10 protein-coding genes are annotated in these 21,330 nt (G+C 63.6%); 9 read left to right on the top strand and 1 reads right to left on the bottom strand.

The features are described 5' to 3' along the window. Nucleotides 1–43: 43 nt before the first annotated feature. From MUN81_RS02490 to MUN81_RS02450, 9 genes are all read left to right on the top strand, one after another. Complete coding sequence (locus MUN81_RS02490) at nucleotides 44–2,281, top strand: xanthine dehydrogenase family protein molybdopterin-binding subunit (protein ID WP_245114814.1); 2,238 nt, start codon at nucleotides 44–46, stop codon at nucleotides 2,279–2,281. Nucleotides 2,282–2,437: 156 nt separating this feature from the next. Further along, nucleotides 2,438–4,570, top strand: a complete 2,133-nt coding sequence (locus MUN81_RS02485) for a glycoside hydrolase family 97 protein (protein WP_245114813.1) — start codon at nucleotides 2,438–2,440, stop codon at nucleotides 4,568–4,570. A gap of 150 nt (nucleotides 4,571–4,720) precedes the next feature. Continuing rightward, nucleotides 4,721–7,492 (top strand): substrate-binding domain-containing protein, encoded by a 2,772-nt coding sequence (locus MUN81_RS02480; protein WP_245114812.1) that lies wholly within the window; start codon nucleotides 4,721–4,723, stop codon nucleotides 7,490–7,492. 180 nt (nucleotides 7,493–7,672) lie between these two features. Further along, complete coding sequence (locus tag MUN81_RS02475; RefSeq protein ID WP_245114811.1) at nucleotides 7,673–9,004, top strand: sugar porter family MFS transporter; 1,332 nt, start codon at nucleotides 7,673–7,675, stop codon at nucleotides 9,002–9,004. 139 nt (nucleotides 9,005–9,143) lie between these two features. Continuing rightward, nucleotides 9,144–10,037, top strand: coding sequence for a carbohydrate kinase (locus MUN81_RS02470; protein ID WP_245114810.1), 894 nt, complete (start codon nucleotides 9,144–9,146; stop codon nucleotides 10,035–10,037). 27 nt (nucleotides 10,038–10,064) lie between these two features. Beyond that, nucleotides 10,065–13,106 (top strand): TonB-dependent receptor, encoded by a 3,042-nt coding sequence (locus MUN81_RS02465; protein ID WP_245114809.1) that lies wholly within the window; start codon nucleotides 10,065–10,067, stop codon nucleotides 13,104–13,106. 25 nt (nucleotides 13,107–13,131) lie between these two features. Further along, nucleotides 13,132–14,817, top strand: coding sequence for a RagB/SusD family nutrient uptake outer membrane protein (locus MUN81_RS02460; protein ID WP_245114808.1), 1,686 nt, complete (start codon nucleotides 13,132–13,134; stop codon nucleotides 14,815–14,817). 353 nt (nucleotides 14,818–15,170) lie between these two features. Further along, nucleotides 15,171–16,673, top strand: coding sequence for a glycoside hydrolase family 32 protein (locus tag MUN81_RS02455; RefSeq protein WP_245114807.1), 1,503 nt, complete (start codon nucleotides 15,171–15,173; stop codon nucleotides 16,671–16,673). Nucleotides 16,674–16,690: 17 nt separating this feature from the next. Then, nucleotides 16,691–19,162: a GH32 C-terminal domain-containing protein gene (locus tag MUN81_RS02450; RefSeq protein ID WP_245114806.1), complete on the top strand. Its 2,472-nt coding sequence runs from the start codon at nucleotides 16,691–16,693 to the stop codon at nucleotides 19,160–19,162. Between the two features lie 21 nt (nucleotides 19,163–19,183). On the opposite strand, the gene MUN81_RS02445 is transcribed toward MUN81_RS02450, so the two are convergent. Continuing rightward, on the bottom strand, nucleotides 19,184–21,232 hold the full coding sequence (locus tag MUN81_RS02445) for a 3'-5' exonuclease (RefSeq protein WP_245114805.1): 2,049 nt from the start codon (nucleotides 21,230–21,232) through the stop codon (nucleotides 19,184–19,186). Nucleotides 21,233–21,330 lie beyond the last annotated feature (98 nt).

Here is a 21,330-nt window from a genome sequence, read left to right as displayed (position 1 = left end):
TTCGCTGCGCTCTGCATGACGCTTTTCGCTTCTAACCTCCACTATGAAACCACTAAGCAAGCAAATCGGCAGCACGCTGAACCGGGTAGACGGCCACCTGAAAGTGACGGGCGCGGCCACCTACTCGGCCGAGTACGAGTTGCCCGGCATGAGCTACGCCGTGCTGGTGGGCAGCACCATCGCCAAGGGCCGCATCAAGAGCATTGATGCCCGGGCGGCTGAAAAAGCGCCGGGCGTGCTGGCCGTCATCACCCATTTCAACTCGCCCAAGGTGCCGGGCTTCACGTCCACGGGCAAAGACCCCTCCCAGCCCCAAACGACGGGTGGCCGGCTCAAGGTGTTCAACGACGACAAGGTGCGCTTCAACGACCAGCCCATTGCCGTGGTGGTGGCCGACACGCTGGAACGCGCCCGCTTCGCGGCGCGACTGGTGAAGGCCGAGTACGAGCAGGAAAAGCACGAAACCGACATGGCCGCGGGGCTGAAGCAGGCCTTTGTGCCCACGCAGGCCAAGAAAAACCCCAAATCGGGCGTGGCCGACTACGTGCGCGGCACCGCCGATGCCTACAAAACCGGCGCGGTCAAGCTCGAAGCCGAGTACGTAATTCCGACCGAGGTCCACCACCCCATGGAGTTGCAGGCCATTATAGCGCACTGGGAAGCGCCCGACCGCCTCACGATTTACGACAAAACGCAGGGCACCATGGCCACCCGCCGCGACTTCGCCAAGGAATGGGGCTTGCCCGAGGAAAACGTGAAGGTCATTGCCACGTTTGTGGGCGGCGCCTTCGGCAATGCGCTGCACAGCTGGCCCCACGAGTCGGCGGCCATCATCGCGGCCCGCCAGGTGAAGCGGCCGGTGAAGCTGGTGCTCACCCGCGAGCAGATGACCACCATGGTGGGCTACCGTCCCCACACTTGGCAGAAAATCGGGATGAGCGCCTCGGCCGACGGCAAAATCACGGCCATCACCCACGAGGCCACGGGGCAAACTTCCAGCTACGAGGAGTTCACGGAGTCGACGGTGCAGCAGACGCGCATGATGTACACGGCCCCCAACGTGAACACCCGCTACCGCCTGGCGGCCCTCGACGTGAGCACGCCCATCTGGATGCGCGGGCCCGGCGAGGCCACTGGCGCGTTTGCGCTGGAATCGGCCATGGACGAAATGGCCCACCTGCTGAACCTCGACCCCATGGAGTTCCGGCTGCGCAACTACACCGACAAGGACCCCGAAAACGGCAAGCCCTGGTCGAGCAAGTTTCTGAAAGAATGCTACCAGATGGGTGCCGAGCGCATTGGCTGGAGCAAGCGGCAGCTGAAGCCGGGCTCCTTGCGCGACGGCGACTGGCTAATCGGCTACGGCATGGGCGTGGGTACCTTCGGGGCGCACCGGGGCTCGTCGAAGGCCAACGTGCGGCTGCTGCCCAACGGCACCGTGGTGCTGCAAAGCGCCGTGACCGACATCGGCCCCGGCACCGGCACGGCCATGACCCAGATTGCGGCCGACACGCTGGGCCTGCCGCCCGAGAAAATCCGGTTTGAGTGGGGCAACTCGGAGTTTGCGCCCGCGCCCACGCAGGGCGGCTCGGCCATTGTGAACACCGTGGGCCCGGCCGTGCAGGAAGCCTGCCTGGCCTTGAAAGAGAAGCTGCGCACGATGGCGGGCGCCAGCAACGCCGCCTTCGCTTCGGCCAGGAAAGAAGACGTTGTGTTCGCCGACAAATACCTGACGCTAAGCGGAAACAACACCGCCCGCGCCAGCTACGCCGACCTGCTGAAGCAAACGGACGGCGGCTTCGTCACGGTGGAATCGAAGCCCAACGGCGAGAACGGCCAGAAGTATTCCATGTACTCGTATTCGGTGCATTTTGCCGAGGTGCGGGTGAACCCGCTCACCGGCGAGGTGCGCGTGAGCAAGCTGGTGTCCTGCGCCGACGCGGGCACCATCGTGAACCAGAAAACGGCCGGCAACCAGATGAAGGGCGGCGCCGTGGGCGGCATCGGCATGGCCCTGATGGAGGCCACCCACATGGACGACCGTTTTGGCCGCTACGTGACCAAGGACCTGGCCGACTACCACGTGCCCGTGCAGGCCGACACCCCCGCCGTGGAGGTATTTTTCGTGAACCAGCCCGACCCGCACGTGAACGCGCTGGGCACCAAAGGCATCGGCGAAATTGCCATCATCGGCGTGGCCCCGGCCATTGCCAACGCGGTGTTCAACGCCACCGGTAAGCGGGTGCGGGAGTTGCCCATCACGCCCGACAAGCTGGTGTAAGTGGCCACGGTTCAACTCCACACCAACCTGCAACGAAGTCAGGGCCCGTGCGTCGGGTCCTGACTTTGCATTTTAGGGAGGGGCCGCTTGCTTTTCGGACCGCAACTGCGTCATTTGTGCAAACGTTTCCACAACCGCTCACCTCGTCCGCTTTTCATGGCAACTTTTTCGCTTCGCCGGCCCACCCACGCCCTGCTTCTGGTTTGTCTTAGCTTGCTATGCCACGTAGCGGGCGCGCAGGAAATCAAATCGCCCAACGGCCAACTGCGGCTGACGTTCGCGCTGCAAAACGACGGCGTGCCCACTTACCGCCTCACGTACAAAGGCCGCGAGGTCATCAAAACCAGCAAGCTGGGGCTGGACCTGAAAGGCGCCACCGCCCTCACCAGCGGCTTTGCCGTGGCCGACACCAAGCAGCGCAGCTTCGATGAGAGCTGGCAGCCGGTGTGGGGCGAGGTGAAAACCATTCGCAACCACTACAACGAGCTGGCCGTGACGCTGAAGCAGGCCGCTACCGACCGCAGCATCCGGGTGCGCTTCCGGGTGTTCGACGACGGGCTGGGCTTCCGCTACGAGTTTCCGCGCCAGCCCAAGCTCGACTACTTCACCATCAAGGAAGAGCGCACGCAGTTTGCCCTGGCCGGCGACCACAAGGCCTTCTGGATTCCGGGCGACTACGACACCCAGGAGTACAGCACCGTGACCTCGAAGCTCTCGGAAGTGCGCGGCAAAATGAAAGCGGCCGTGACGCCCAACGCCTCGCAAACCACCTTCTCCCCCACCGGCGTGCAGACGCCGCTCATGCTCAAAAGCCAGGACGGGCTCTACATCAACATCCACGAAGCGGCCCTGATTGACTATTCCTGCATGCACCTCGACCTCGACGACAAGAACTTCGTGCTGGAGTCGCACCTCACGCCCGACGCCGTGGGCGACAAGGGCCTGATTCAGACGCCGGCGCTCTCGCCCTGGCGCACGGTGATTGTGAGCGATAAAGCGGGCGACATTCTGGAATCGAAGCTGGTGCTGAACCTGAACGAGCCCACCAAATTCAAGGACGTGAGCTGGATAAAGCCGGTGAAGTACGTGGGCGTGTGGTGGGAGATGATTACGGACAAAAGCACGTGGTCGTACACCAACATGGACAACATCAAGCTCGACTCTGTCGACTACAAAACGGTGAAGCCCAACGGCACGCACGGCGCTAATACGGCCCACGTGAAGGAGTACATCGACTTCGCCGCCCTGCACGGCTTCGATGCCGTGCTGGTGGAAGGCTGGAACACCGGCTGGGAAGACTGGTTCGGCAAGCACAAAGACTACGTGTTCGACTTCGTGACGCCCTACCCCGATTTCAACGTGGCCGAATTGCAGCAGTACGCGGCCAGCAAAAACGTCAAAATCATCATGCACCACGAGACCAGCGGCTCGGTGCGCAACTACGAGCGCCACCTCGAAGACGCTTTCGACTTCATGAACAAAAACGGCTACAACGCCGTGAAAACCGGCTACGTGGGAGACATCGTGCCGCTGGGCCACCACCACTACGACCAGTGGCTGATTAACCACTACAACTACGTGCTGGAGAAAGCCGCCGAGCACAAAATCATGGTGAACGGCCACGAGGCCGTGCGCCCCACCGGCCTGGCCCGCACCTACCCCAACCTGATTGGCAACGAGGCGGCCCGCGGCACCGAATACGAAGCCTTCGGCGGCAGCAACCCTGACCACACCACCATCCTGCCCTTCACCCGCCTCATCGGCGGGCCCATGGACTACACGCCTGGCATCTTTCAGACGCAAATCAGCGCCATTAACCCCAAAAACACCTCTTTCGTGCACAGCACCCTGGTGCGCCAAATGGCCCTGTACGTGACGATGTACTCGCCCCTGCAAATGGCCGCTGACCTGCCCGAGAACTACAACAAGCACCTCGATGCCTTCCAGTTCATCAAGGACGTGGCCGTGGACTGGGACGACTCGAAAGTGCTCGAAGCCGAGCCCGGCGACTACATCACCATTGCCCGCAAGGCCAAGGGCAAGAGCAGCTGGTTTATCGGCAGCACCAACGACGAAAACGGCCGCACGTCGAACATCAACTTCGGCTTCCTGGAGCCCGGCAAAAAGTACGTGGCCACCATCTACGCCGACGCCAAGGACGCCCACTACGAGAAAAATCCGCAGGCCTACACCATTCGCAAAATGAATGTGACGCGCAAGAGCAAGCTCTCGCAGTACTGCGCGCCAGGCGGCGGTTACGCCATCAGCGTGATGGAAGCCGGCCGCTAAACCGTCGGGCCGCTTTATCTGGCCGAACCCCTACATTTGGGCCCCTGGCACGCGCCAGGGGCCCAAATGCGTTATGGCCCTTTCCGAAGGCGCCGTGAAGTAGTCGTTTTTGACGAAATTCAACGGCTCAATCCTTTCCAATTGCGCTGCATGTCCGTGGTTTTTTCCCGTTTTGCCGTGTGGCGGGCCAGCTTGCTGGTCCTGGTTGCGAGCGTGCTGCTGGCCGGCTGCCAGGCCGCGGAGCACGGCAAAACATACCGCGTGGGTTTCTCGCAGTGCACCGGCGGCGATTTGTGGCGCCAAACCATGCTCAGCGGCATGCGGCGCGAGCTGTCGCTGCACCCCGAGCTGGAGCTGGTGTATCGCGACGCCGGCAACGACACCCGCCGCCAGATTGAGCAGATACGGCAGCTGCAGGCCGAGCACATCGACCTGCTCATCGTGTCGCCCAACGAGTCGGCCCCGATTTCGGCGGCGGTGGAAAAGGTGTTTCGGCAGGGCACGCCGGTGGTGGTGCTCGACCGCAAAATCACTGCCGATTCCTACAACACCTACATCGGCGGCAACAACACCGAGATTGGCCGCATGGCGGGCGAATGGGCGGCCAAGGTCCTGAGCGGGCGCGGCCGGGTGGTAGAAGTGTGGGGCCGGCAAAGCTCCTCGCCGGCCCAGGAACGGCACCAGGGCTTCGTGGCGGCCTTGGCCCGGTTTCCCGGCGTGCAGATTACGGAGCAGTTGCGCGGGCAATGGGAGAAGGACACCGCCAAAGCCGTGGCCGCCGCCCACCTGGCCGCCCTGCAAACCGCTGACTTGGTGTTTGCTCACAACGACGTGATGGCCCAGGGCGTGCGCGAAGTGTGCCGCCAGCACGGCCTGCCCGGCCCGCGCCTGTTCGCCGGCATCGACGGCCTGCCGGGCCCGCGGGGCGGCCTGCAAATGGTGCTCGACGGCACGCTCACGGCCACCTTCCTCTACCCCACCGGCGGCGAGGAGGCCATTCGGGTGGCGGCGCGCATTCTGGGGGGCAAGGCTGTGCGGCGCGAGTATGCGCTCAGCTCCTTCCAGATTGACCGCTCCAACGTGCAGGCCCTCAAGGCCCAGAGCGACAAGCTTACCGACCAGCAGCGCAACATCGAGCAGCTCAACAGCCGCATTGGCCTGCTGAATAACACTTACGCTACGCAGCGCAACACGCTCATCATCACGCTCATGTGCCTGGCCGTGGCGGTAGCGCTGGGCGTGTGGGCCTACTACCTGATGCGCCAGAAGCTGGCCGTGAACAAGAAGCTGCGCCAGCGCAACCGCCAGATTATCGAGCAGAAAAGCAAGCTGGAAGAAGCCACCGAGAAGGCCCGCCAGGCCACCGAGGAAAAGCTGCGCTTCTATTCCTACATCTCGCACGAGCTGAAAACGCCGCTGAGTTTGATACTGACCCCGGCCGAGGACCTGCTGAGCCAGAAGGCCATGTCGCAGCGCGACATCCGGGCCGGGCTGGGGCTGGTGCGCAAAAATGCCCACCGCCTGCTGCGCCTCGTGAACCAGATGCTGGACTTGCGCAAGCTCGACGCCGGCAAGCTGGCCCTGCAGGCCGCTGAGCAGGACGTGGTGGCCTTCGTGCGCGAAATATTTGAGGACTTCCGGCAGCAGGCCCAGCACCACCGCATCGACCTGCAGTTTACGGCCAGCGTGCCCGCGCTGCCGCTGTGGTTTGATGAGCACAAGCTGGATAAGATTCTGTTCAACCTGCTGTCCAACGCCTTCAAATACACGCCGGATGGCGGCTTCATCCACGGCAGCCTGAGTGTGGCGGACGGCGAGGTGCACATTGCCCTGGCCGACAGCGGCGCCGGCATGAGCCCCGAGGAGCAGGAACGCGCCTTCGACCTTTTCTATAGCGGGCAAAAGAAGTATAGCCTGGGCGCGGGCCTGGGCATGGCGCTGTCGCGTGAGTTTGCCCACCTGCACCACGGGCAGCTGGCGGTGCAGTCGGCGGTGGGCGCGGGCACCACGTTCACGCTGCGCCTGCCGCTGGGCGACGCCCACCTCGGCCCCGACGAGCGCCTGACCGAGCTGGCCCAGCACCAAGCCCGCCAGCGCGCCTACGTGGATGAGCCCCGCCTGCCCGCCCCGGCCAGCGCCCCCGCGCCCGAGCCGGCCACCGACCGCATCACCGTGCTGCTCATCGAAGACAACGCCGAGCTGCGCAACTACCTGGTGGACAAGCTAGGCGCCGAGTTTGCCGTGACGGCCTGCGAGAGCGCCGAGGACGGCTGGCGCGCCCTGCTCGAAACCGTGCCCGACCTGATGGTGTGCGACGTGATGCTGCCCGGCAACAGTGGGTTTGTCCTCACTCAGCAAGTGAAGGCCGACTTCCGCACCAGCCACATTCCGGTGGTACTGCTCACGGCCAAGGGCCAGATTCAGGACAAGATTGAGGGCAGCAAGGCCGGCGCCGACGCCTACCTGACCAAGCCCTTCAGCACCGACTACCTGGTGCAGACGGTGAAGACGCTGTTTGCCAATCGGGCCAAGGTGCAGCGGCGCTTCAGCTCGTCGTTTTTGTTTGCGGGCGAAAACACCAGCGAAAAGCAATTCCTGAACGAGCTCACGGCCATCATCGAGGCCAATTATGCCGACCCGGAGTTCAGCGTGGAGCAGCTGGCGCAGGCGCTGGCCATGTCGCGGGTGCAGCTCTACCGCAAGGTGCAGGCCCTGCTGCAAACGAACGTGACCGACTACATCACCGACGTGCGCCTGAACAAAGCCAAGGTCTTGCTGCGCGACTCATCCCAAACGATTGCGGAAATCGCCTTCGCCACCGGGTTCAACTCGGCCTCCTACTTCTCGACCCTGTTCCGGCAACGATTGCAGCAGACCCCGAGCGAGTACCGGCGCCCCGTCAAAACCGACGCCGTTTCTTAAAAAGCAGGTAACAATTTTGAAAATTCGCTCGTCAGCCCTAACAATAAATCACTGTTATTTTGACTCTTACGATTTCATTCGCTTTTAAAAGCATTTGAATCAAATTCAGACGCCCCAGGGCTAGCGGCCCGGATACTTTTGGCTCATTCAATTCCCAGCCAACCTATCCACGCTAGCCCGATGAGTCGTACCCGCAGCCTCTTTTTCTGGTCCATCACCGCCGCCCTGGGCGGCTTCTTATTCGGCTTCGACACGGCCGTTATCTCGGGCGTCGAGCAGACGCTGCAGGACTACTGGCACCTCAACTCCTTCCAGCAGGGGCTCACGGTTTCCATCGCCTTGTTCGGCACCATCCTGGGCTCGATGTTCGGCGGCTTCCCGGCCGACCGCCTCGGGCGCCGCAAGACGCTGTTCTGGATTGCGCTGGCGTACTTCTTCTCGGCCCTGGGCACGGCCCTGGCCCACGACTGGAGCCTGTTCCTGGTGTTCCGCTTCCTGGGCGGCGTGGGCGTGGGGGCGTCGTCGGTGGCCGCGCCGCTCTACATCACGGAGATTGCGCCGGCCGAAACCCGCGGCAAAATGGTAGCCATGTTCCAGTTCAACATCGTGTTCGGCATCCTCGTGGCCTACCTGTCGAACTACCTGCTGCGCGACCTGGGCCCGAACGCCTGGCGCTGGATGCTGGGCGTGCAGGCCGCACCGGCCGCGGTGTTCCTCGTCACCGTCCTCAACATCCCGGAAAGCCCGCGCTGGCTGCTGCTCAAGCGCGGAATGGTGGAGGAAGCCCGGCGCATCTTCGCCATCATCAATCCCGCCACGGCCGACCAGACCATTGAAAACCTGCTGGTTTCGCAAAGCGCCGCCCTCACCGAAGCCCGGCCGCGCCTGTTTTCGGGCCAGTACCGGCGGCCCGTCACACTGGCCGTGCTGTTTGCCATTTTCAACCAGGTATCGGGCATCAACGCCATCATCTACTACGCCCCGCGCATTTTCGAGATGACGGGTTTGGGCAAAAGCTCGGCCCTGCTTTCCTCGGCCGGCATCGGGCTGATAAACCTGGTATTCACGCTGTTGGCCTTGCAGGTTATCGACCGGTTTGGCCGGCGCAAGCTGATGCTGGTGGGCTCGGTGGGGCTGATTGCCACGCTGGGGCTGGTGGCGCGGGCCTTCTACACGCAGGATTTTGCGGGCTTCACGGTGCCAGCGCTGCTGTTCGTGTACATCGCCTTCTTCGCCTTCTCGCAGGGCGCCGTGATTTGGGTGTTCATCTCCGAAATTTTCCCCAACGAGGTGCGGGCCAGCGGCCAGGCCCTGGGCAGCCTCACGCACTGGCTGATGGCGGCCGTGGTGGCCTTCAGCTTCCCGTCGGTGGCGGCCTACCTGGGGGGCGGCACGGTGTTCCTATTCTTCTCGGCCATGATGGTGCTGCAGCTGCTTTTTGCCTGGAAAGTGATGCCCGAAACCAAGGGCACCTCACTGGAAAAAGTGGAGCGCGCGGTGTTTGCCCACTAGCCGCATTCTATTTGCCCGTCATGCAGAGCGCAGCGAAGCATCTCGCTTGCTCAACTAAATCAATCGATTGAATTACTACCACATGCGAGATGCTTCGCTGCGCTCTGCATGACGGCCTAAACCCAATTCCTACTCCCAAATGGACCATTCCATCATTTGTTTTGGCGAGATGCTGTGGGACGTGCTGCCCACCGGCAAGCAGCCCGGCGGGGCGCCCATGAACGTGGCCGTGCACCTGCGCAACCTCGGCCTGCAGCCGCGCATCGTGAGCCGCGTGGGCGACGACCAGCTGGGCCAGGAGCTGCTGGCCTTCGTGGAAACCCAGGGCCTGAGCACCGACCTCATTCAGCGCGGCCACTCCCACCTCACGGGCGTGGTGAAGGCCAACGTGGGCGACCGCAACGAGGTGGTGTACAAGATAGTGCAGCCCGTGGCCTGGGACTACATTCAGTACGACGAAGCCACCGAGGCCGCCGTGGACCAGGCCGACGTGTTCGTGTACGGCAGCCTGGCCGCGCGCAGCCCCACCACGGCCGAGACGCTGTTTCGGCTGCTGGAGCGGGCGCCGCTGCGGGTGTTCGACGTGAACCTGCGCGCCCCGCACTACGACCAGCCCACCTTGGAGCGCCTGCTCGCCACGGCCGACCTCGTGAAGCTCAACCACCACGAGTTGGACCTGCTGGCCGGCTGGTACGAAGCCCCCGAAGACCTGGAAATGGCCATGCTGAACCTGGCCCGCCGCTACGCCCTCCAAACCCTGTGCGTGACCTGCGGCGAGCAGGGCGCGGTGCTCTACACCGGCGGCGAGTTCTTCCGCAGCCCCGGCTTTCCGGTGGAAGTGAAGGACACCATTGGCAGCGGCGACTCCTTTCTGGCGGCCCTGTTGCGCGGCCTGCTGCAGCACGACGCCCCCGCCGAGGCCCTGCGCTTTGCCTGCGCGGCCGGCGCGGTGGTGGCCACCCACCAAGGCGCCACGCCGCCCCTGCGCGAACACGACATCCGGGCGCTGATGGCGCAACCCGTGACCCTTTAAAACAAACACCCCCAAATTCCCACACTCATGAAAAACGTATACTTCTCCCTGCTGCTGTGGCTGGGATTGATTCTCAGCGCCGCCGCGCAAGGCACCGTGCCGGTGAGCGGGCGCGTGACGGCCGCCGACGGCAGCGGCCTGCCCGGCGTGACGGTGCTCGAAAAAGGCACCAACAACGGCACCACTTCCGATGTCAGCGGCGCGTATTCGCTGGGCGTGCAGCCCAATGCCACGCTCGTGTTTTCATCGATTGGCATGAAAACGCAGGAGGTGCCGGCCACCAGCGGCAGCCCGCTCAACCTCACCCTGGCCGCCGACACCCGGGCCCTGGACGAGGTGGTGGTGGTGGGCTACCAAACCAAGCGCAAGGCCGATTTGACCGGCTCCATCGCCGTGCTCGACGTGAGCCAGGCGCTGAAGGAAACCAACGCCAACCTGCTCACCAGCATCCAGGGGCGCCTGCCCGGCGTGACGGTGTCGACCGACGGCGCGCCCGGCTCCAACACCAGCATCAACATCCGCGGCCTGGGCAGCATCAACAACAACTCGCCGCTGTACGTGGTGGACGGCGTGCCCGCGCCCAACATCGACGGGCTGAATCCGTTTGACATTGAGACGTTTCAGGTGCTGAAAGACGCGGCGGCGGCTTCCATTTACGGGGCGCGCTCCAGCAACGGCGTGATTTTGATTACGACCAAAAAGGGCAAGTCGCAGAGGGTGCAGGTGACCTTGGACGCCTACTACGGCACCAAAACCCGCCGCAACCACCTCGACATGCTCAACGCCCAGCAGTACGGCGACGTGCTATTTCAGGGGCTGAAAAACGACGGCCTGCCCCAGCGCGACGACGTGTACGGCGCCGGCCCCAACGCCGTGGTGCCGCAGTTTCTGGACGATGCCAAGACCATTCCGGCCGGCGACGTGGACTACCAGAAGGAGGTGTACCGCCCTGCCCAAAACCAGAACTACAACGTGGGCATCAGCAAGGCCAGCGAGCAGTCAACCTTCTTTCTGGGCCTGAACTACAACCGCGAGGAAGGCCTGGCCAAGTACACCGATTTCCAGCGCATTACGGCCCGGGTGAATACCAGCTTCAACCTAGCCGACCGCCTGACGGTGGGCGAAAACCTGCTGGTGTCCAACTTCGGCCGCGTGGACAACCCCGAGGGCCGCACCCTGGAGTCCATTCTGTATCAGAACCCCATCATTCCGCTGTATGACAACGCAGGCAACTTTGGCGGGCCGGTGAAAAACCTGGGCGACCGGCTGAGCCCGCTGGGGCAGCTGTACCGGGCCCGCGACAACCGCAAGAATACCTGGCGCACCTTCGGCAACGTATTTGCCAACCTGAAGCTGGTGAAAGGCCTGACCTGGAACAACTCGGTGGGCGTGGACGCCAACTTTTTCCGCTTCAAAAACTTCGAGCCGCGCTTCACCGAAGGCCGCTTCATCACCACCGACAATTTCCTGACCGAGTCGCAGTTCCAGGCCCTCAACACCATCTACACCAGCACGCTGAACTACAACTGGACCAGCGGCAAGCACAGCGTGCAGGCCCTGCTGGGCTACGAGCGCATTCACAACCGCTTCGAGGCCTTCGACGCCCGCGCCAAGGGCTTCTTCCTCGAAACGCCCGATTTCCGCTACCTCGACGCGGGCAGCACCGTGCAGAGCGCCCACGGCGGCGGGGCTGAAAACGCGCTGATTTCGCAGTTTGCGCGCCTGGATTACGGTTTTCGGGAGACGTATCTGCTGTCGGCCACGGTGCGGCGCGATGCCTCCTCGCGCTTCGGGCCTGCCAACCGCCACGCGGTGTTTCCGGCCTTCTCGGCGGCCTGGCGCGCCATCAACGAGTCGTTTTTGAAAGACAACGGCTACCTCACGGACCTGAAATTCCGCGCCTCGTGGGGCCGCAACGGCAACCAGGAAATCGGCGATTACACGGCCGCCACGTTCTACGCCTCGCGCCCCGACTTCTCGAACTACGACCTGGCCGGCGGCAACGGCGCGGCCCGCCTGGGCTTCATCACCACCCAGATTGGCAACCAGAACATCAAGTGGGAAACGGCCGAGCAGCTCAACTTCGGCATCGACCTCGGCGCGCTCGATAACCGCCTGACGTTGACCGCCGACTACTTCGTGAAGAACACCAAAGACCTGCTGGTGAACCCCGTGCTGCTGGCCACCTACGGCGAGGGCGCGGCCCCGTTCATCAACGCCGGCAGCGTGCGCAACCGCGGCCTGGAAATGATTCTGAGCTACCGCAGCAAGGCCGAAAACGCCTTCCAGTATGGGGCCGATTTCAACTTCACCCACATCCGCAACGAAGTCATTGCCCTGGGCGAAGACGGCAAGAGCGAAATCATCGGCGGGGTGTCGCGCATTGCGCCGGGCCAGCCGTTGGGCGCCTTCTACGGCTACGTGGCCGACGGCCTGTTCCGCAGCACCGAGGAGGTGACGGCCCACGCCGACCAGCCTGGCAAGGCCATCGGCCGCATCCGCTATAAGGACCTGAACGGCGACGGCGTGATTGACGTGAAGGACCGCCAGTACATCGGCAGCCCCTTCCCCGACTACACCCTGGGCCTGAACCTGACGGCCGGCTACAAGGGGTTCGATTTGGCCGCGTTCTGGGACGCTTCGGTGGGCAACGACATCTACGACTTCAACAAGTCGAACACCGATTTCCTGTACTTCAACTCCAATCACGGCACGGGCCTGCTCACCGCTTTCTCGGCCCAGAACCCCGATTCGAACATTCCGGCCCTCACCACCATCAACACCAACGACGAGCTGCGGGCCTCGAGCTACTTCATCAGCAAGGGTAGCTACCTGCGGCTGAAGTCGCTGGTGCTGGGCTACTCGCTGCCGCAGTCCCTCACGGGCAAACTCAGCGGGCTGTCGCGGGTGCGCTTCTACGTGCAGGGCCAGAACCTGCTCAATTTCACCTCCTTCAAGGGCCTCGACTACGAGGTGCTGAACGGCGGCACCCTGGAAACCGGCGTGCTGCGCCAAACCGCCTACCCGCACTCCAAGTCGCTGACGGTGGGCGCCAATGTCACTTTCTAACCCTTCGCCAAACCCGCCCACGACCATGAAAAAGATAGTAATGTGCCTGCTGCTGGCCTGCGCCGCGACGGCTTGCAAAGAAGACATCCTGGAGCAATATCCCAAAGGCTCGCTCAGCTCCGGCGACCTCACCAACAAAACCGCCGCCGAAGCGCTGGTGGTGGCTTCCTACGCCCTGCTCGACGGCGTGTACAACGGCCCGATTGAAACGATTTTCAACCCCGCCTCCAACTGGAGCTACTCCGACGTGCGCTCCGACGACGCCTACAAAGGCGGCGGCGGCACCGGCGACCTGGGCGAGCTCAACAGCCTGGAGCTGGGCATCATCGCGCCCGACAACTCGCTGATTGAGCGCAAGTGGCGCGCTCTGTACTTCGCCGTGGCCCGCTGCAACAAGGCCCTAAAATCGTTGAACAGCGTGCCCGACGCCGGCTTCCCCGAGAAGGCCACCCGCATTGCCGAGGTGCGCGTGCTGCGCGCCCACTACTACTTCGAGCTGAAGCGCCACTTCTACACCTTCCCCTACCTCGACGAGAGCGTGGTGGAAGGCCAGGAAGGCAAGGTGGCCAACACGCTGAGCTCGGAGCAGCTCTGGCAGAAAATCAGCGACGACCTGACGGCCGCCGCGCTGGTGCTGCCGCCCACCCAGACCGACCTGGGCCGCGTGAACAAGTTCGTGGCCTACGCCTACCTGGCCAAGGTGAACCTCTACCAGCGCAAGTGGGCCGAAACCATTGCCGCCGCCGACCAGGTCATCAACTCCGGCCAGTACCGCCTGCAAGCCAACCTCGAAGCCCTGTACTCGGACCCCAACGTGGAGCACGGCGGCGAGAACATTTTCGCGGTGGAAACCACCGTGACCGACGGCTCCACCACCAGCGGCCTGCTGAACTGGGGCGACCTGCTGACCTCGCCTCCCGGCCCGGCTTACGGCGGCGGCGACCACTTCCACCGCCCCAGCCAGAACCTGGTGAACGCCTTCAAAGTGGACGCCGCCGGCCTGCCGCTGCTCGACACCTTCAATAATTCTGACCTCTCGCCCAGCGCCACCACCGTGCCCGTTGACCCGCGCCTGGACCACGCCATCGGCCGGCCCGGCATCACCTGGAAGGACTTCCGCAGCGAGGTGTACGGCAACAACTGGATTCGGGAAGGTGCCACCTACGGGCCCTATTCCAAGAAGAAAAACATCATCTATGTGAATTCGCCGCTGCGGGCCGCGCAGGGCTTCCCGTGGGCGCTGGGCGCGCTCAATTTCCCGCTCATCAAGTATTCGGACCTGCTGCTGTGGAAAGCCGAGGCGCTGATTGAGTCGGGCGGCAGCCTGGAGGATGCCCGCGCCCTCATCAACCAGATTCGCACCCGCGCCGCCAACACGCCGCCCGTACTCACGCTCAACGGCGCCGCCCCGGCCGCCACTTACCGCGTGGGCACCTACCCCACCACCGGCTGGACGCAGGCCTACGCCCGCAAAGCCCTGCGCATGGAGCGCCGCCTGGAGCTGTGCATGGAAGGCCACCGCTTCTACGACCTGGTGCGCTACGGCGATGCCGCCGCCACCCTCACCACCTACGCCCAGCAGGAAACGCCGAAGCGGCCTTTCCTGTCAGCCTTCCGCTTCACGGCCAATAAAAACGAGTACCTGCCCATCCCGCAGAACGAAATCGACCGCAGCGGCGGCGTGCTGACGCAGAACCAGTTTTATCGGTAGAAACGACCGAAACGGCGGTTAACCGACCGTCATGCAGAGCGCAGCGAAGCATCTCGCTTGCCACCACTAATTCTTTTCAACAATAGAATTACTACCCCACGCGAGATGCTTCGCTGCGCTCTGCATGACGTTTTGGCGAATTCATTTCCTTCCAACTCTTCTCCCAAAATAGCGAAGCGTCTGCTCCTTGGGTGGGACTAGCAGACCCCGGGCACAGCATCATGGTGAGAACGGAAGCGGCGGGAACCGCTTCCGTTTGATGCGCCGCCCCAGCGGCACCCGGAGTCGGGAGCAGCGCTTCGCTTATGGAACTTTGGCCCGCGGGCCCTTTCGCTTCTTTTCAATTATCGCGCATGAAAAACCTCCTGCTGCTAACGGGCTTTTTGCTGACGTTGCCGGCCCTGTCCCGGGCCCAGACGCCTGCCCCGGCGGCCACCCCGCAGTACCGGCCCAGCTTTCATTTCACGCCGGCGGCGAAGTGGATGAACGACCCCAACGGCATGGTGTTCTACCAGGGCGAATACCACTTGTTTTTCCAGCACTACCCGGCCGGCGACGTGTGGGGGCCCATGCACTGGGGCCACGCCACCAGCAAAGACCTGGTGCGCTGGCAGCCGCAACCCATTGCCCTCTACCCCGATAGCCTGGGCTACATTTTCTCGGGCTCGGCCGTGGTGGATGCGCAGAATACCTCCGGCTTCGGCAAAAACAGGCAGGTGCCGCTGGTGGCCATTTTCACGCACCACGACCCCAAGGACGAGAAAGCCGGCACCAAAACCTTTCAGAACCAGAGTCTGGCCTACAGCCTTGACGCCGGCAAAACCTGGACGAAATACGCCGGCAACCCGGTGCTAAAAAACCCCGGCGTCCAGGATTTTCGCGACCCCAAGGTGAGCTGGCACGCGCCGAGCAAGCACTGGGTGATGACGCTGGCCACCAAGGACCGCATCACCTTCTTCGCCTCGCCCAACCTGAAGGACTGGACCAAGCTCAGCGAGTTTGGCGAGAAGCTGGGCGGCCACGGCGGCGTGTGGGAATGCCCCGATTTGTTTCCGCTGACGCTGGACGGCAAAACCCACTGGGTGTTGCTCATCAGCATCAACCCCGGCGGGCCGCAGGGCGGCTCGGCCACGCAGTATTTCGTGGGCGACTTCGACGGCAAAACCTTCACGCCCAGCAACACCCGCACCCGCTGGATAGACTCCGGCCGCGACAACTACGCCGGCGTGACCTGGGGCAACACCGGCGCCCGGCGCATCTTCCTGGGCTGGATGAACAACTGGGACTACGCCACCACCGTGCCCACCGCCCCCTGGCGCAGCGCCATGACCGTGCCGCGCGAGTTGAGCCTGCGCCGCGTGAGCAACGACATCATCCTCGTGCAACAGCCCGTGGCCGAGCTCGCCGCCCGCGAGAAAACGGCCTTCACCGTGAGCGCCAAAACCGTGGCAAAGACCTACGAAGTGCCCTACAAAGGCACTGCTTATGACCTGACCCTGGACCTCAAGCTCGGCACCGCCCGCACCCTGACCCTGAACGTGCTGCAAAGCGCCGGCGAAACCACCGCCCTGCGCTACGACGTGGCCCAGCAAACCCTGACCCTGGACCGGACCAAATCCGGCAACGTGGCCTTCAACCCCAAGTTTTCCAGCGCCGAAACCATGAAAGTGCCCCTGTCCAACGGCCGCCTGAAGCTGCGCGTGCTGGTAGATAAGGCCTCGGTGGAAGTCTTCGCCCAGGACGGCGCGCACGTGCTCACCGACGTGGTTTTCCCGACCAAGCAGGAAGGCCGCATTTCCCTGGTGGCCGACGGCGGCGCGGCCGAAATCACGAGCCTGAAAATCAACACGCTCTAACCCAAAACCTCCTTTCCATGACGGCTTTTCTGAAACAACTGGCCCGCACCACGCTACCGGTGCTGCTGGCCACGCTGGGCGCGCACGCCCAATCCGACACGCTGGCGCACTGGTCGTTCGACAACGTGCAGGGCAAGCGCATTGTGGAGCGGGTGTCGCAGCAGGCGTACCCGTCGCCCACCTTCCGGCCGGCGCTGGATGCGGTGGCGGGCGCCCGCGGCGCGGCCGTGCGCACCGATGGCTATTCGGTGTGGTTTACGGGGGCGTTGCCGACAAATATTCTGTCTGATTCGCTCACGCTCACGGCCTGGCTGGCGCTGGAATCTTACCCCGTGAAGCCGGCCGCCATCTGGGCGCACCGCGACCCGACCACCGGCCAGGGCCTGGCCCTGAGCGTGGACGAGTTTGGCCGGCTGGTGGCAGAAGTGTCGGCCGGCAGCGCCCGTGAGCGGTTCGTGACCACCCAACTGCTGGCCCACAACCAGTGGCAGCAAGTGGCCCTGACCATGAACACCCAGCGCGGCCGCCTCAGCCTCTACCGCAACGGCCAGCTGCTCCAGGCTTTCACCTTCGCGCCCGGCCCGGTGGGCTGGCAGCCCACCACCGTTTTCCTGGGCAAATACCCGCGCACCGAGCGGGTGGGCGATTTCGACACCAACGTGCTGAACGGCGTGCTCGACGACGTGGCGCTGCTGCGCCGGCCCCTCACGGCCGCGCAGGTGGCGCAGGCGTACCGGGCGCCGGCCGCGGCGCCGGACTTGCGCATTCCGGCCAGCCGCTTTGCCGGCGACTACCTGCGGCCCCGCTACCACCCCAGCCCGGCCGCCAACTGGTGCAACGAGGCCCACGGCCTGGTGTACCACAACGGGTATTACCACTTGTTCTACCAGCGCAACGCCAACGGGCCGTACTGGGGCAATTTGAACTGGGGCCACCTGCGCAGCCGTGACCTGCTGGCCTGGGAAGAGTTGCCGGTGGCGCTGTGGCCCACGCCCAATTCCTTCGACCAGGTGGGCATCTGGTCGGGCCACGTGGTGGTGAACAACGGCACGCCCACCATCGTCTACACCGGCGTGGACGGCGTGAAGGCCGGCATCGGCGCGGCCACGCCTGATGCCCCGCTGCTGAACTGGCAGAAGCTGCCGCAGAACCCGCTCGTGACCGGAGCGCCGGCCAGCGTGCCCAACCGCGACTTCCGCGACCCCTACGTTTTCCGCGACGGGGGCGGGTGGAAGATGCTGGTGGGCTCGGGGCTGGCCAGCCCGGCCGATGCCGGCACAGCATTTTTGTACCAGTCGGCCGACTTGGTGAGCTGGCAGTTTGTGGGGCAATTATTCACCGGCGACCCGGCGCTGGACAACTCCGGCATCTTCTGGGAAATGCCCGTTTTCTGGGATTTTGGCACCAAACGCCTGCTGCTGGTGAACAAGGTGCCGCAGGGCTCGAACCCGGCGCGGGCGCTGTATTGGGTGGGTGATTTTGCCAACAACCAGTTCACGCCCGACCAGCAGTACACCCGCAACCTCGACGTGGTAAATGCGCTGCTTTCGCCCGCCGTGAACACCGACGCGGCCGGCAACGTGACGGCCATCGGCATCATTCCCGACCAGGTGCCCGGCACCACGGCCTACACCAACGGCTACGCCAACGTCTTCGGCCTGCCCCGCACCTGGACCCTGCAAAACGGCGCCCTCTACCAAGCCCCGCATCCTAATCTGGCTCAGCTGCGCGGCAGTGCCACCAGCTTCAGCAACGTGAACCTGACCGCCACAGGCCGCAACTTCCTGGGCACGGCCAGCGGCTGGCAGCTGGAGCTGCGCGCTACTGTTCAGCCCGGCGCCACCACCCAGCAAGTGGGGTTCGTGCTGGGCAAAAGCGCGAGCGGCAACGAGCAGACGCGCATTTCCTACGACTACCAGACGCGCCAGGTGGTGGTCGACCGCAGCCTGTCGTCCACCAATCCCAACACGCCGCACGACGTCATCACCGAGTTTCTGGACCTGCCCGCCGGCCAGCCCGCCGAGTGGCGCATCTTCATCGACGGCTCGGCCTTGGAGGTGTTCATCAACGGCCGCTACGCGTTTGCCACGCGCATGTACCCGGCCAGCGCCAACAGCAACGCCGTGGACATGTTCGTGCGCGGCGGCAACGCCACCCTCACTTCGGCCCAGGTCTGGGCGCTGAACATCCCGGCCGTGGTGAGCAGCACCCAGCCCGCCAAAGCTGCCGAGTCACAGCTCGACACCTTTCCCAACCCCACTACCGGCACCGTGATGCTGGCCACGCAGGCGCGCCGCGCCGGCCAGCTGCGCGGCGAAGTGCTGGGGCTTGATGGGCGTGTACACCACCGCTTCGCATTGCCGGTGGCGGCCGGCAGTTCCACCACGGCGCTGCAGTTGCCATCGCAGCTGGCCGCCGGCCTCTACGTGCTGCGCTACCGGTTTGATGGCGGAGCAACGCAGACCCGGAAAATCATGCTCAGCCGCTAGCTGGGAATGCACGCTGAATAGTTAATCCGCCAAAAAAGTCGCCACCTCGCCCGAGTACGTGAGCGTGAGGCGGTGCATGGCCCGGGTGCAGGCCACGTAAAGCATGCTTTTATCGACGTCCGTGCGGTAGGTGCGGGCCGAGGCAAAAGGCACAATTACCTCGTCAAATTCCAGCCCCTTGGCCAGGTGAGCCGTGGTGATGACGACGCCCTCCTTGAAGGTCGTGGACTCGTCGGTGAGCAGGTGCACGCCAGGGCCTTGCAAAGCTTCATGCGCCTGCTCAGCCTGCCGCAGGGTTTTGCAGATGATGCCCAGCGACTGGTTGCCGGAGCTTGCAAAGTTCTGCATTAGTCGCTTAATGGCCTGCAGTTCCTCGTCCTGGCTGTTGAAGCGCAGCACGGCAGGTTCCGGCCCGTGCCGCTCCAGCGGAATGATGTTCGGATTGGGCGTGATGCGCTGCGCAAAAGCTGTAATTTCCATCGTAGAGCGGTAGCTGCGGTAGAGCCGCACCACTTCGGCCTGCGGAAACACGCGCTCGATGGTTTCGGCCGACGACGCGCTGTAGGGGTTCACCGTTTGGCTGACGTCGCCGAGAATGGTTTTGCGGCAGCTGAACAGCCGCGAAAGCACCGCGTACTGCACGGGCGTGTAGTCCTGCATCTCGTCCACCAGCAAGTGCTTCACGTGGTCGTAAGTCGTAAGGCCTTCCAGCCGGATGCGCAGGTAAATCAGCGGGAATACGTCGGCGTACTCCAGGTTCCGCCCAGGCTCGTAGCGGAACAGTTCGGGCCGGCCCACCCAGCGGTAAAAGTCCCGGTAGAACTCCAACGCACTGGCGAACTTGAACATGCGTGGGATGGCCTCCCCGATGGTATTCTTCTCGCCGCCGGTGAGCTTGCGTTTAGCGGCGTCGCGCACGTGGTCGCGCACGTCCTGGGCCACCAGCGGAAAGCGCTTCAGCAGCGGCACCCGGTGGTAGGCCTTGAACCGGCTTTGAATAAACGCCTGCGGCACCCGCGTGCTACCTACCCGCAACTCGGTGGGCGCGAAATAGTGGTTTTCGACGTGCAGCAGGTACTGGTTCAGCTGGCTCAAAAACTCAAACGAGGACTTGAACCGAATGCGCTCGATGAAGGCCGGGTGGTGGTTTTCGAGCAGCGCCGACACCTGGTCAAAAAACGTCTGGAAGCCGAATTGGCTGCCCATCAGGTCGGCCGCCAGCTCTTCCATGCCCAGCTCGGGCAGGTGCTCCTCGCCCAGCTCGGGCAGCACGTTGGAGATGTAGTCGGCAAACACCTTATTAGGTGAGATGATGAGCACATCCTTGGCCCGAATGCTGTCGCGGTAGCGGTACAGCAGAAAAGCAATGCGGTGCAGCGCAATGGATGTTTTGCCCGAGCCCGCCACGCCCTGAATGACCATCACCGACGCCGTTTCGTTGCGAATCACCGCGTTCTGGTCGCGCTGAATGGTCGCCACGATGTTCTTCATCTTGTCGTCCGACGACTTGGCCAGTTCGCGCTGCAGCACGTCGTCGTGAATGTTGACGCCGCTGTCGAGCATGAATTCCATGCGCCCGTCGCGAATCTTATACTGCCGCTTTAGCCCAATCGCGCCCTCAATAGTGCCAGATGGCGTACTGTAGGAAGCCGGCCCCAGTTCGAAATCGTAGAACATGGACGAAATCGGCGCCCGCCAGTCAAAAATCAGCCCTTTGCGCTGGCGCTCATCTATAAAGGAATGCACCCCGATGTAGACCGGCGTGGCTTCCTTGCTGCCGCGCGCCGCAAAGTCGATGCGGCCGAAGTAAGGCGACTGCACCAGCTTCATCAATCGGCGCTTGCGGCCCACGGCCGCCTCGCCCGTGAAAGCCATGCGGTTGATGGACTGGTCGGCGGCCACCATGTCGGCCTCGTCCATGCCCGACTGGTGCTCGTGGATGTACTGCTTTTTCTCGCGCAGCTCCTCCGAATGCTGGCGCACGGCTTCATCACCGCGCCGAATGGCCAACGTCAGCTTCTCTTTAATTTCTTCCAGATATTCTCGTTCTTCCTGCTCTGTTGCGTTCATCCCGGGCTACGCTTACTTAATGAAGTGCAAAGGTGCTGGCAAATTTTCGGTGCACGGCCCACGCACTGTGCTGGCGCTGCGCAGCACCTTTGTCCACC

Source organism: Hymenobacter sp. 5317J-9, from assembly GCF_022921075.1.
Classification (GTDB): Bacteria; Bacteroidota; Bacteroidia; order Cytophagales; family Hymenobacteraceae; genus Hymenobacter.
The sequence above is the reverse complement of the archived record's forward strand: the minus strand, read 5'-3'. Positions and strand labels throughout refer to the sequence as shown.

Coding starts and splice junctions, on each gene's coding strand:
- MUN81_RS02490 (WP_245114814.1), top strand. CDS start 44: ATGAAACCACTAAGCAAGCAAATCGGCAGCACGCTGAACCGGGTAGAC.
- MUN81_RS02485 (WP_245114813.1), top strand. CDS start 2,438: ATGGCAACTTTTTCGCTTCGCCGGCCCACCCACGCCCTGCTTCTGGTT.
- MUN81_RS02480 (WP_245114812.1), top strand. CDS start 4,721: ATGTCCGTGGTTTTTTCCCGTTTTGCCGTGTGGCGGGCCAGCTTGCTG.
- MUN81_RS02475 (WP_245114811.1), top strand. CDS start 7,673: ATGAGTCGTACCCGCAGCCTCTTTTTCTGGTCCATCACCGCCGCCCTG.
- MUN81_RS02470 (WP_245114810.1), top strand. CDS start 9,144: ATGGACCATTCCATCATTTGTTTTGGCGAGATGCTGTGGGACGTGCTG.
- MUN81_RS02465 (WP_245114809.1), top strand. CDS start 10,065: ATGAAAAACGTATACTTCTCCCTGCTGCTGTGGCTGGGATTGATTCTC.
- MUN81_RS02460 (WP_245114808.1), top strand. CDS start 13,132: ATGAAAAAGATAGTAATGTGCCTGCTGCTGGCCTGCGCCGCGACGGCT.
- MUN81_RS02455 (WP_245114807.1), top strand. CDS start 15,171: ATGAAAAACCTCCTGCTGCTAACGGGCTTTTTGCTGACGTTGCCGGCC.
- MUN81_RS02450 (WP_245114806.1), top strand. CDS start 16,691: ATGACGGCTTTTCTGAAACAACTGGCCCGCACCACGCTACCGGTGCTG.
- MUN81_RS02445 (WP_245114805.1), bottom strand. CDS start 21,232: ATGAACGCAACAGAGCAGGAAGAACGAGAATATCTGGAAGAAATTAAA.